Source organism: Paenibacillus sp. P13VS (genome assembly GCF_015143645.1).
Classification (GTDB): Bacteria; Bacillota; Bacilli; order Paenibacillales; family Paenibacillaceae; genus Paenibacillus; species Paenibacillus xylanilyticus_A.
In genome coordinates this window covers 235,483-248,681 of record NZ_WYEV01000005.1, presented here as the reverse complement: position 1 = coordinate 248,681, position 13,199 = coordinate 235,483, and the positions used below count along the sequence as shown (strand labels likewise).

Here is a 13,199-nt window from a genome sequence, read left to right as displayed (position 1 = left end):
TTTACCCAACATGTCTGCATGTTCCATAAAATATTGATTGACAAAAATGTGTTTTTATGCTATAATTTACATATTAAAAAATTCCGTATATACTAAGGTTCTCCTGGCCAGGGGGACCTTATTTTGTTATGCGGGAGGATAAATATGAAGCCAAATGAATCCAGCATTACGTCTTTGATCTCGGCCTTTGGCCGCGCCTATCACAGCCAGTATGACTCACCTCTGATTTTTAATGATCACCTAGCCAAGGCTCTGATTTCTCCACAGGAGTTTGAACAGATTCGGGAGCAAATGGTGCAGGGCATTCATTTTTTTAATCCCGAAATGGCCGATATGGTGAAGGAGGACCCCGATAAAATATTGAGGTGGATCACCCAAGTCCAGTTGTCTCCCATTGCTTTGGCGAGGGCAGCCTATTGCGAGCAGGTGCTGCTTCACGAAGTCAACCTGGGAGCCAAACAATACGTCATTCTGGGAGCAGGAATGGATACCTTTGCGTTAAGAACCCCGGAACTGAGTGACAGTCTGCATATTTTTGAAGTCGACCATCCGGCCACGCAGCAGTTTAAGAGTGATAGGCTGAGTTGGGCGAACCTGTCGATCCCAGACAACTTGCACTTGATCCCAATGGACTTTGCGCATGGGTTTGCTTATGAAAATCTGACCAGCAAAGGTTTTAAAAATCAGAAAACGTTCCTCAGCCTGCTTGGCGTTTCGTATTACCTGCCCAAAGAGGTATTGTTCAATCTTTTGCGGCAGGCTTTCGCCAACCTTCCATCTGGAAGCTCGATGGTACTGGATTATGCAGATGAACGACTCTTTGAGGAGAAAGGCATCTTTAATCGGGTAGAGAACATGTTGAAGCTGGCAGCGTCCTCCGGTGAGCCAATGCAATCCTGTTTCGCGTATCACGAGATCGAAGGCCTGCTCTCGGATGCAGGACTGCTCATTTATGAGCACCTGTCGCCAGATGATATTCAGCAGCGATACTTCAATAATCGGACGGATGACTTGTCTGCGTTCGAGACCATTCATTTTATCCATGTTGTAAAAAATTAAGCTAATTTAAGGTGTAGCTTGGCATACTCTAAATTAGTAAAATACCCTTCCTCCAATAAGTCAGGGGGAAGGGTATTTGAGCTAAATAATGAAGCACCTTATCCGAATTGCGCCTGATGCAGTCTGCTATAGGAGCCTTCTCGTTCGAGAAGTTCATCATGGCTGCCCTGTTCGGCTACGCCACCGTTCTCCACGACAATAATGCGGTCCGCATGCCGAATGGTTGCCAGTCGGTGCGCAATAACAAGTGTTGTACGTCCCTGGGCAAGCTCAGACAGCGCCAGCTGAATGGCAGCTTCTGTTTCAGTATCCAGTGCCGAAGTTGCTTCGTCCAGAATAAGGATCGGCGGATTTTTCAGGATCATGCGCGCGATGGACAGGCGCTGTTTCTGTCCTCCGGACAATTTCACGCCGCGTTCACCAATCATGGTGTCGAGTCCTTCCGGTTGTGACCGTACCAGCTCTTCCAATTGTGCCCGGCGGATGGCTTCCCAGATATCCTCATCCGATGCATTCAATTTGCCGTAGGCAATATTTTCACGAATGGTCCCGTCAAACAGGAATATGTCCTGCTGTACAATGCCGATATTGGAGCGCAGCGACTCCAGCGTCATATCCTTCACCGGAATGCCGTCAATGGTGATATGGCCTGCATCCACATCATAGAAGCGCGGGATTAGGCTGCACAGCGTGGATTTGCCCGCTCCGGAGGGTCCAACCAGTGCGACGGTCTGCCCGGCTTGAATCTCCAGATTGACCTGGTCCAATGTAGGCTTATGTTCACCATAGGAAAAGCTAACATTATGGAAAGCGATATCTCCACTTACGCTTGTGATGGGCTTGGCCTGCGGTGTATCTTCTACATCTGGCACAGCTTCCAGCAGTTCCAGATAACGCTTGAAACCAGCAATGCCTTTCGGATAGGTTTCGATGACAGAGTTAATCTGTTTGATCGGACCCAGGAATATATTCGACAGCATTACGAAGGCGATAAATTCCCCGTAGGTCATGCTTCCTTGAATGACAAACCATGTTCCGCATACCAGCACAAACAGTGAGACGAACTTCATCAAAATAAAGCTAAGCGAGGAGTTCCACGCCATAATGCGGTAGGTGATTAGTTTGGTGAGGCGGAAGCGTTCGTTATTTTCAGTAAAACGACCGATTTCATGATTTTCATTGGCAAAAGCCTGTACCACACGGATTCCGCTGACCGTGTTCTCGACCCGAGCATTATAGTCTGCTATATCGGCAAACATGCGTTTGAAGGCACTGGACATTTTGCGGCTGAAATACAGGGACAGGTAGATCATCAGCGGCACGATGATGAAGGTCAGTACGGCGAGCTGCCAGTTGATACTGAGCATGATGCCGAAGGCACCTGCCAGCGTCATCAGGGCAATGAATAGATCCTCCGGTCCATGGTGTGCAATCTCTCCGATATCCATCAGATCATTGGTCATACGTGAAACGAGGTGGCCTGTCTTGTTATTGTCGAAGAAGCGGAAGGACTGCTTCTGTACACGCGTGAACAGTTCTCTCCGCATATCGGACTCAATGTTAATCCCCAGCTTATGTCCCCAATAGGTGACTGCAAAATGGAAAAAGGAACTGAGCAGATAGATGCCGAGCAATGCGGCACATGCGGTTAGAATCATGGACCAGTTGCCCTCAGGGAGCAGCTTGTCCACCACCTGGTTTACTGCCAGCGGAAACACGAGTTCCAGCAGGGCAGCTGCAATGGCACAAGAGAAATCCAGAATAAAAAGTCCTCTGTAAGGACGGTAATACGCCATGAAACGGCGAAGCATATGTATTTCCCCCCTGTGATAATCAATAATGATTATTATTCTCATTAATAACATAGAGGAAGATTTTACATTTGTAAATGGACAACTATGATCAATGTTCCATGGACAATGTTATTTTGTGCAATATAGTCTGCAGCTGTTCAATAACCGATAGTGGATCATTCCGTAAAATTTGTCTTCTTCAATCTCATAGACTTAACCATTGCCAACGGCATTTATTTCGGTGAAAATGAATAAAGAGGTTGAAATCGCTATCAACACCGACTATAATGAAAATGTCGAAACGTTTCAATGTCTTGCCAAGAAGCATGTCCATACGATCTTTGTAAGGAACTGCCTGTTGAGTTGTACATGGAAAGGCTTGTCTCGATGCTAATGGATCTCCAGTTAAAGCTGGTCCGAATGAGCCGTTGGGCAAGAAGTCAAATTGGAAGAATTTTTTTTGATATCGCTTCGAAACGTTTCGATTGAATAGAAACGGCTATCATTCAATGATAAAGTATAGAATTTGGTGGTTGTCACAACCATTTACAGTATAAAATGTAGGTAACTTATAATTGGTCAAGTTAGAAGGAGCGAGCGTGGAATGGCAACGATCAAGGATGTGGCAAAGCTGGCAGGTGTGGCGCTCTCGACCGCTTCCTATGCATTAAACGGGGACAGCAAGGTTAGCGCCAAGACCAAGGCAAAAGTGCTGGAGGCAGCCCGGGAACTGAATTATCGCAAAAACGGCTTTGCCATGGACCTGAAACGGAGCCGGACGAATACGATTGCGTTAATTCTGACTGATCTTTCGGGTCCGTATTACTCGGAGTTGATTCGCAGTGTTCAGGATGTGGCGCTTGCGAATGGCTATGATCTGATTGCATGCAGTTCGATGGGTGGCCGTGATTCGACTGCGGTCCGGTTTTTGCGGGAAAAAAGAGTGGATGGTGCGATTGTACTCGCACACAACATCCATGATGACATTTTGGTGGAATCTGCGGGGCAGCGTTTTCCTATTATTGTAATGGATCGTCATCTGTCGGGTGACCATCTGGTCAATGTGCTGGTTGACGGTGAACAAGGTGGATACCTGGCTACGCGTCACCTGATCAATGAGGGGCACCGGAAGATTGCCTACATTAGTGGTCCATCCAACTCGTATGATAATGCCCTGCGTTACCAAGGATACTTGAGAGCCATGCAGGAAGCAGGGCTTGAGGAGAAATCCAAATGGCGTCTAAGCGGCAATTTCGTTCGTGAAGGCGGGCATAGTGCAACCAAAATGATGATTATGCAGGGCGAGCTTCCAACCGCTGTATTTTACGGGAATGACGAAATGGCTATAGGTGGTTTGAAGGCACTGGAAGAGAGCGGCATATCCGTGCCAAAAGATATTTCGGTTATCGGGTTTGATGACATTCAATTGTCTGAATTCGTTCGTCCTCCCCTCACTACCGTAAGGCAGCCGAAGCACGAGGCCGGATCACTTGCAGGACATCTGCTGTTCCAGATGCTGAATGGTGAAGCCGTGAACCCATCGTATACGTTGACGATTGATATGGTGGAACGTGAGTCCGTACGCTCTGTGCAGGCAGAGTCGGGTACCCAGCCCGCGTAAGAAGAAGGGTTTGGATGGATATTTTTCCTGGTATGCCTGGAGCATAAGGGACCGATTCTCAAATAAATAAATAATCTAATGATCATTACGTAAATCTCGTTGAACAGGAGATGAAGCAATGGCTTTGATCCAATGCCAGTTGTTCGCCGAAAGTCTTGGCGTGTCTACAGACATTACACTTATACTGCCTGAGCATTCACCGCTTCGCGCAAGTCGGAATGGAAAACTGCCTGTCCTGTATTTGCTGCATGGGCGCGGTGCAGACCACTCCGAATGGACAAGGCATTCATCCATCGAACGCTTGGCCGAGGCCCGGGGAATTGCGGTTGTGATGCCGTCGGCAGGGAGAAGCTACTATATGGATATGCAGCAGGGCGGGTCTTATTTTACATATATAAGTGAGGAACTGCCTGCATTCGTGAAGTCGCTCTTTCCCATCTCGGACCGCCGTGAAGATACATTTGTAACAGGTGTTTCCATGGGCGGGTATGGTGCATTCAAGCTGGGTCTGCGTTTTCCGGAGCGATATGCTGCGGCAGCCAGCCTCTCGGGCGGACTTGATCTGGCAAGCAGGGTACGTGGCGAAGGGAACTTCACCCCTGCAGAAATGCAGAGCATCTTCGGGAGTCCGGAGCGAATTGAAGGCAGTGATGACGATCTGCTGGCCGTTAGCCGCAGGCTGGCTGCGTCAGGGACGGCGTTCCCGCAATTGTATCAATGCTGCGGAACAGAAGATTTTCTGTACGAAGCCAATCAGATATTTCGGCATACGATGAAGGAGCTGGATGTACAGGTAACGTATGAGGAAGAGCCAGGTGGCCATGAGTGGAGTTATTGGGATATGAAGATCAAGCGTGTTCTGGAATGGTTGCCTGTTCAGGTATAGCCAGCGTGAAAATAAAACCAGGGGTTCGTAACCGGATTGGCCTTTCACAGGTCGGTTTGCAGAAGAACCCTATTCTTTTTCGGTCAATTCGAAACGTTTCGATTTTTACTAAATGAAGGAGTGAAAGACATGACAACGATGATTAATGAACCGATCCGGCTGACTGCCGGGGAATTGACGTTTACCTTTTTGAACAGTGGGGACCTGTACCAGGCAACATCCGGTACAACCATGCTGAACCAGCTGCTAAGCAACCAGATCGATGGTTCTCTGAACAATCTGTACCTGCGAGTACACGAGGGAGAGAACATTAGCTCATACCCGCTGCTGGGTGCACGTTCGAACAGTAAGGTGATTACAAGCAAGACTCAGCCAGACCATCAGCTGATCTGGGAAGGCAGCATTCCATTGGAAGGCCAGGAACAAGGCATCGGTTATCAGGTCGTGTTCACGGCAACATCGCAAGGCGTTTGGTTCTGGGATGTAAAACTGAAAGGGCAGCATAACGGAGTGGATATTGTCTACGGACAGGATGTTGGACTGGCTGATCCGGGTGCGGTACGCAGCAACGAGGCCTATCTGTCACAGTATATCGACCATACTGTCTTTGAAGATGGAGCGAAGGGATACGTCGTATGCTCCCGTCAAAACCAGCCACAGGGCGGCGCATTCCCATATATGCAGCAGGGTTCTTTGACCAAGGCAGTCGGTTACTCCACAGACGGCTTCCAGTTCTTCGGTCTGTCCTACAAGGAAACCAATGAACCGGAAAGTCTCAGCCGTAAAACTCTGGCTAATGAGACTTATCAATATGAGTTCGCCTATACGGCGCTGCAATCCGAGCTGCTGAATCTGAACGGGGAAGCTGAGGTTGTCTTCTATGGACTGGCGAAGTCCAATCATCCAGAAGGCATCTCCGCCCTGGAGTATGCAGATGAAGTGGCTGCGGCTTGGGACGCAGTACAGAATCTCGAAGTTCAGCACGGTGAAACACTCGAGCAAGTGAAGCTGTCTTCCAGCCTGGGCGTGCCGCTTGCGGCACTGGACATGACGGAAGAGGAAATCAAGAACCTGTTCCCAGATCGTCATCAGGAAGAGCGTAATGAGGATTCACTTCTATCCTTCTTCACAGGCAGCTACGAACATATCGTGCTGAAAGCCAAGGAACTGCTGGTGGAGCGTCCTCACGGTCATATCCTGATGAGCGGTGGCAACGTGAAGCTTGGAGCACCGGTTATTACAACAACATCTTATATGTACGGTATCTTCAATTCGCAGCTGGTTATCGGGAACACCAATTTTAACAAAATGATCAGTAACGCCCGCAATGCATTGAATGTGCCGAAGACTGCCGGACAACGCATTTATGTAGAGATGGATGGGCAATATCGTCTGCTCACCATGCCGTCATTGTTCGAAATTGGCTTCAACTATGTGCGCTGGATGTACAAAACTGAATCCGATACACTCATCGTAACGAACTATACAGGTGCACATACAACTGAAGTGAGCATGAATGTGCGTTCTACAAGCGGTAAAGCCTATCGCTATCTGGTAACCAACCAGATCACAATGAACGTGAACGAATACGAATATCCACTGCACATGACGCAGGATGGTAATACATTGGTCTTCAAAGCGGACCCAAAAGCAATCAGTGCCGGCACATATCCTGACTTGCAATATCGCATGTCTGTAGAGGGTGCCTCGATAAACGCAGACGACGAGACGCTGCTGGCAAGCGGTATCCGCAGTGGATCTGCTTCGCTCGTTACGCTTAGCCTGGAAGAGAGTGCAGAGTGGACGCTTAAAGTGCAGGGTGTACTGGAAGGCCAAGCTGATGAAGCTGGATCAACTCTTACATTTGAAGAGGAAGTACAGGCTTACCGCGAATTCTTTGCGGGTGTAATGAATGGCTTCCGTTTGTCCCGCGGGGAAGGTCAGCGTGCTGAGGATCTGTTCAAAGTGAATGCCTTGGCCTGGTGGTACACACACAACATGCTGGTTCACTATTCTGTGCCTCACGGTCTGGAGCAATACGGCGGCGCAGCATGGGGTACACGGGACGTATGTCAGGGTCCGGTTGAATACTTCATGGCTACTCAAAAATACGAGCAGGTACGTGACATCATCAAAATGGTCTACACGCACCAATACGAGGATGACGGCAACTGGCCGCAATGGTTCATGTTTGACAAATACTTTGCCATCCAGCAGGAAGAGAGTCACGGCGATATCATCGTCTGGCCGCTGAAAGTGCTGGCAGACTATCTGACGGCGACGCGCGACTATGCGATTCTGGATGAGAAGGTGCCTTATACCGTCAAACACAGCTTCGGCTTCACGGAAGACACAGCAACGGTACTGGATCATGCGAAGAAAGAGATCGAATACATTCGTTCGCACTTCCTGCACGATACGTTCCTGTCTTCCTATGGCGATGGGGACTGGGACGATACCCTGCAGCCAGCCAATGCACAGCTCAAGCAGTTTATGGTGAGCAGCTGGACGGTAGCTCTGACGTATCAATCCGTCAATGTACTGTCACAGGCTTTGAAATACAAGGATGCTTCCTTCGCAGAGGAGCTTGAAGCTCTTGCTCAGGGTATCCGTGAAGACTTCAACCGTTACATGCTGGGAACCGATGTTATCCCGGGCTTTGTGTACATGGAGGAGGCGGATCAGGCGAAGCTGATGCTGCATCCGACCGATACCGAGACAGGCATTCAGTATCGTCTGCTGCCTATGACACGCAGCATGATCGGTGAATTGCTAACGGCAGAACAAGCTGAATCGCATTATGCACTGATTCGCGAGCATTTCCTGTGCCCGGATGGCGTGCGCTTGATGAATCGTCCGGCTCAATATGCCGGCGGTGTAAGCAGCCACTTCAAGCGAGCAGAACAGGCATCCAACTTCGGACGCGAGATCGGGTTGCAGTACGTACACGCCCACATTCGTTATGTGGAAGCGATGGCCAAGCTCGGTAAGACCGATCAGGTATGGAATGGACTGGCGATGATCAATCCGGTTGGCATCGGTGAGGTTGTGCCTAACGCAGAGATCCGTCAAGCCAATGCGTACTTCAGCAGTTCCGACGGCAAATTCAACACACGTTATGAGGCGCAGGAGCATTTTGATCAATTGCGCAAAGGTACCGTGCAGGTGAAGGGTGGATGGAGAATCTACTCCAGCGGCCCGGGGATCTACATGAACCAGCTGATCTCGAATGCACTTGGTATCCGTCAGGAAGGTGGAGATCTGGTCATTGACCCTGTCTTGCCAGCTGAGCTGGACGGCATGCAATTCGAATTTGAATATGCAGGTGAACCGGTAACGTTTATCTATCACCTGAACGAAGGAGCGGTTAACCGCGTAACCGTAAACGGCAAGGAGATCCGTACAGAAGTTACGGCGAACCGTTACCGTCAGGGCGGAGTCTGCATCTCACTGGATGAGTTCAGACAGCTGCGTACTTCGGACCGTACCATCGTGGATATTTATATGTAACTCACTTCTTATACTTGATGCTTGAGTGTAATGAAAGGCCATCCTCCTTAACAGGCAGGATGGTCTTTTTCTATATAAGTAAGAGACAATGGTCCACGGCCTGTGTCTTATGTGGAGCACACGCTGACTGATCAACTTTATTAACGCAGCGGAACTGCCAGCATCGTATGCAGCAGCTCATTGTGACGAACGGTTTTCGTAACGTAACCATGCGACTCAAGCCAACCGGTTAATTCATCCAGCAGGGGGAAATGGCGTTCTCTTATGGCAAGCAGCTGGTCACCGTTTTCATCTGCCTCAGCTTGTCTTATATAAGCTTCGCGGTGAAGTACATCCGCAAACATGAGATCGGTTAGACAGATTCGTCCCCGCGGGGTTAATACCCGCTGCATCTCCTGCAGTGCCAGCTGCTGCTGGTCCGGACTCAGATGATGGAAGGCGAAGCTGGATACAAGAAAATCAAAGGTCTGATCGGCAAAAGGAAGCGCCAGGAAGTTCCCCAGCTTCACATGCATCCCGGGATACTTGGTACGGCATGTACGCAGCATTTCTCTGGACTGGTCAATTCCTGTCATGATGGCTTGGCGTTCCAATAACTTGCCTGCAAGATTACCTGTACCTGTTCCGATATCAAGTCCGTGTTCACCAGGAACAGGGGAGATCCAATTTGCAGTCTGCTCCAGCGCCTCGTCATAGTTGTGATACAGGTAAAAGGAAGACGACGGGGCTTTCTTGGTATCCTGGTGTTCTAAGGCGTCCCTGGATTCGTTATAAGGCATGCTACCTGCTTCCTCCGGGAAAGATGGGGGAGATAGGGAAGATTCAGGGATGCAGTCGCTTTTCGCGTGAACACGCTCATCATGAATAGCTGCCTGGGTATCATAGTTCCATCGATCATGCCAGTTCTGGCGTGCTTCCCGCAGGCGGCGGGAACTGTCTGCGAGCTCATGGAGATGGCTAACATCCAGCGGGCCGTCCTGACGATTGAGATCAATCATGCGCTGGGTTGTATCCAGCATGCGTTTCAGTTCAACCCACTGGGCATACATGACGGCCTGCTGCAGCTCCAGATATTCCTCCAGCCGCTGCTGGTTGCCTTGATCAATCTCACCGAGCGCCTGAGTAATATCTTGAAGTGACATGCCGATCTCCCGCAGTGCGGCAATCGTCTGAAGCCGCCAGATGTCATTTTCCGTGTAGCTCCGGTATCCATTGCTGGCCTGCTTGGCGGGAAGAATTAATCCTTTTTCCTCGTAAAAACGAATCGCTCTGGGGGATATGCCAAGCCTGCCTGCCGCCTCTTTGATATTCAAGGGCCGCACCTCCTTCATGACAATTAGTATAAACGATGACGTAACGTAAAGGTTAAGTAGAGATCCCCATTTTAGTTCGGGCTTAGGGCTGTGCTACAATATAATCAAATGAAAAATATGCGCTAGTGGCATCCCTCAGCTATAATCCAAGGGCCATGCAACGCGCTGCGATAATGTAATTACCTGTATGAAAGGTTGAAATGCGATGCTTACCCGCCAAATGTATAAAATTCGGCCATCCGAGATGAAGGATGCACCCCAACTAATGGACATGGATGCTCTCGTGTGGGATATACATACCTCTCCAGCGCCATTCCATTGGAAGTCCAGACAGCAATTTCTGCAGCATTGTCCACCCGGCAGTCAGCTGGTTGCCGTTCAGGGAGAACGGGTCTGCGGCTATGTGGGTTTTTATCCGCCTACGGGGATGCCTGTCAATCGTCATGTCTACGAGATTAATATTGCTGTCCACCCCAATGATCGGCGCAGTGGCGTGGCCACGTCCCTGATGCATGCCATGAAAGAATATGCTCGTGAACAGGGAATTCATAAGCTGCGTCTTCGCGTGCTGTCGAGCAATCCGGGAGCGATAGCTTTTTATACCCAATGTGGATTTGAGACGGAGGGCCGACTGGTGTCGGAATTTTATATCGCCGGGAAGTACGTGGACGATATTCTCATGAGTTATTTTATCCGGAATGAACGGTAGTTCGATGACGAAGGAGGAACAATATAATGGATATGGGACTTCGGGATAAAAAAGCGCTGGTGCTTGCATCCAGTCAGGGACTGGGCAAGGCGGTGGCAGCACAGCTGGCCGCAGAAGGCGCAGATGTGATGCTTGCGAGCAGGAACGAGGAGAAGCTCGCAGCCGTCAAGCAAGAACTGCTGGAACTGGACGGCGGAGGACGCGTTGAATACTGCGTTACGGATGTTACACGCAAGGAAGACATTAACGCATTAATCCATAAGACAGGGGAGCTGTTCGGGCAGATTGATATTCTGGTGAATAACTCTGGCGGTCCTCCTTCGGGAACATTTGAATCATTGACAGATGAAGATTGGGAACGTGCATTTGAGTTGAATGTTATGAGCTATGTACGTATGATTCGTGGGGCCCTCCCTTATATGAAGACCAACGGCGGACATATTGTGAATATTGCTTCAACCTCGGTGAAACAGCCAATTCCGGGGCTGATACTGTCCAACACGTTCCGCACAGGTGTCTTTGGTCTGGCGAAGACGTTGTCACAGGAGCTTGCCCCTTATGGGATTCTGATCAATACGGTGGCACCCGGACGAATCGGAACTGATCGGATACGTGAACTCGACACAGCCCGCGCAGAGCAGAATGGAATTAGTGAAGAAGAGGTAGCCGAACAGTTCCGCAAGGAAATCCCTCTGGGACGATACGGTCAGCCCGAAGAGTTCGCCAAAGCCGTTGTGTTCCTGTTATCCGGGGCCAATACCTACATTACGGGTACTTCGCTAGTGGTGGATGGCGGTATGGTACGAGCTCTCTAAGATGAAAAGGTAACTTGTCTGAAGAGTTCCGGTTATATATAGGAACCATGTAAAACCCTCTGTCACACCATAGGTGAAGACAGAGGGTTTTTGATCTAAAACATGTAGAATCATACAAACGAGCTGGCACGATCCATCAGGCTTGATCCGTGCTGTTCGTGCTGGTGGATTCGTCTGAGCTGCCCGAATCAGATTCAGTTCCTGATGCCTCGCCACGCTTGCCTCTAGAACCTTGTCGTGCTTCCGGCAATACGCCGTTTACCAAGTCCGTCACCCGTTCGTTCAGGCCGGCTACCCGTTGGTCATACTGGCTTTGTGTAATATTCCCGTCAGTCAGCTGCTGCTGCAGCTCGCTCTTCCCGGCAGCGACTAGCTTGTCGATTACAGTCTGCACGTCCACCTGATTGCTGGCAGCGATCTCGGCAATCGTACTGCCTGCCTTGCGGGCTTCCTTCAGCTCGTCTGCTGTTACGCCGAGGGCGGAGACCAGTTCATCGGTGTATCGGCCATGCCCGGCTCCCTTGTTAGCATTTATGGATTTTGATGATTTTGATGTATGTGAATTCGTTGCGGGGCTGGCATTTTTCTTCTGAGCGGAAGTGCCTGCAGCAGGATCGGCACTCGCAGTGGTATTTGCAAACCATCCTCCGCCAAGCGCGATCGTCAAAGCCATCGTGCTGGTAATCATCATGGTTCTTGATGTTCTGCTTCTCTTCATCAGCGATCATCCTCTTTCTCAGTATAGTGGTGTAGGGTATGGGGCAAGAACCCACAACGTTATCTTAGGCATCCAGGATGAAGAGAGGCTGAAAATGACCTTAAGGGGCAGTAAAAGTTGAATTTTGTCGCCCCAATCCAAAATGCCCCTATCTGCATGAAGGCAGCTTCGTGCAGATAGGGGCATTCCATGTTGTATCCATATGTATGCGTGGTTAGCGTAGAAGCTCCCATTCATGCTGCAGCATGCCGTACACGGCATGATTGACGTATCCCTTAGGCAGTTTCTCTGCCTGACGAATAACGCCTTCCAGGACAAATCCAAGACGCTCAGGGATGGCGCGGCTGCGCTTGTTGTTCGTAGCTGAACGAATCTCGACCCGGTTCAGGTCCAGGGTGACCAGAGCATAATCGACCAGAACACGACAAGCGCTGGTCATGAGTCCCTGTCCTTCAAAGCCCTTGCCAAGCCAGTATCCAATGCTTACCGAACGATTGGTCCAGTTAATTTCGTGAAATCCGATAATGCCAGCGAGCTCGCCCTTCAGCCATACACCTGCGGTGAAGCCTCCGTTCTCGGCAGCCTGCTTCAGTGCGTTGTTAATGAAACTTGAGGTATGTTCAATTTCGGTGACATGGTCCACCCATGGAAGCCAGTGTCTCAATTGATCGCGGGAACGATCCGTAAGTTCAAACAGCGGCTTCGTGTGCTCTATAGAGAGTGGACGGAGTTCGGTATATTCATCCAATGAATAGGTAAACATGAGTGCAACCTT

General features: G+C 49.7%; 10 protein-coding genes. 6 read left to right on the top strand and 4 right to left on the bottom strand.

Features of this window, described 5'->3' with window-relative positions; translation table 11 throughout:
* Positions 1-144 precede the first annotated feature (144 nt).
* On the top strand, positions 145-1,059 hold the full coding sequence (locus tag GUA98_RS14880; protein ID WP_193723576.1) for a class I SAM-dependent methyltransferase: 915 nt from the start codon (positions 145-147) through the stop codon (positions 1,057-1,059).
* A 98-nt stretch (positions 1,060-1,157) separates the two neighbouring features.
* Here GUA98_RS14880 and GUA98_RS14875 read toward each other — a convergent pair whose 3' ends face one another.
* On the bottom strand, positions 1,158-2,870 hold the full coding sequence (locus GUA98_RS14875) for an ABC transporter ATP-binding protein (protein WP_193723575.1): 1,713 nt from the start codon (positions 2,868-2,870) through the stop codon (positions 1,158-1,160).
* A 586-nt stretch (positions 2,871-3,456) separates the two neighbouring features.
* Here GUA98_RS14875 and GUA98_RS14870 point away from each other — a divergent pair.
* From GUA98_RS14870 to GUA98_RS14860, 3 genes are all read left to right on the top strand, one after another.
* Positions 3,457-4,473, top strand: a complete 1,017-nt coding sequence (locus GUA98_RS14870) for a LacI family DNA-binding transcriptional regulator (protein ID WP_193723574.1) — start codon at positions 3,457-3,459, stop codon at positions 4,471-4,473.
* Positions 4,474-4,591: 118 nt separating this feature from the next.
* A complete protein-coding gene (locus GUA98_RS14865) occupies positions 4,592-5,359 on the top strand; it encodes an alpha/beta hydrolase (protein ID WP_193723573.1) in 768 nt (255 codons plus the stop codon).
* A gap of 129 nt (positions 5,360-5,488) precedes the next feature.
* Positions 5,489-8,869: a GH36-type glycosyl hydrolase domain-containing protein gene (locus GUA98_RS14860; protein WP_193723572.1), complete on the top strand. Its 3,381-nt coding sequence runs from the start codon at positions 5,489-5,491 to the stop codon at positions 8,867-8,869.
* Between the two features lie 140 nt (positions 8,870-9,009).
* Here the strand turns inward: GUA98_RS14860 and GUA98_RS14855 are convergent, their stop codons facing one another.
* On the bottom strand, positions 9,010-10,191 hold the full coding sequence (locus GUA98_RS14855) for a methyltransferase domain-containing protein (protein WP_415753032.1): 1,182 nt from the start codon (positions 10,189-10,191) through the stop codon (positions 9,010-9,012).
* 196 nt (positions 10,192-10,387) lie between these two features.
* Here GUA98_RS14855 and GUA98_RS14850 point away from each other — a divergent pair, with 196 nt between their 5' ends.
* Both GUA98_RS14850 and GUA98_RS14845 read left to right on the top strand, forming a co-directional pair.
* Entirely contained in the window at positions 10,388-10,891 is a 504-nt protein-coding gene (locus GUA98_RS14850; RefSeq protein WP_193723570.1) for a GNAT family N-acetyltransferase, read from the top strand.
* 26 nt (positions 10,892-10,917) lie between these two features.
* Positions 10,918-11,706 (top strand): SDR family oxidoreductase, encoded by a 789-nt coding sequence (locus tag GUA98_RS14845; RefSeq protein ID WP_193723569.1) that lies wholly within the window; start codon positions 10,918-10,920, stop codon positions 11,704-11,706.
* A 136-nt stretch (positions 11,707-11,842) separates the two neighbouring features.
* On the opposite strand, the gene GUA98_RS14840 is transcribed toward GUA98_RS14845, so the two are convergent.
* Both GUA98_RS14840 and GUA98_RS14835 read right to left on the bottom strand, forming a co-directional pair.
* Positions 11,843-12,424, bottom strand: a complete 582-nt coding sequence (locus GUA98_RS14840) for a hypothetical protein (protein WP_193723568.1) — start codon at positions 12,422-12,424, stop codon at positions 11,843-11,845.
* A gap of 214 nt (positions 12,425-12,638) precedes the next feature.
* Positions 12,639-13,187, bottom strand: a complete 549-nt coding sequence (locus tag GUA98_RS14835; protein ID WP_095291130.1) for a GNAT family N-acetyltransferase — start codon at positions 13,185-13,187, stop codon at positions 12,639-12,641.
* Positions 13,188-13,199 lie beyond the last annotated feature (12 nt).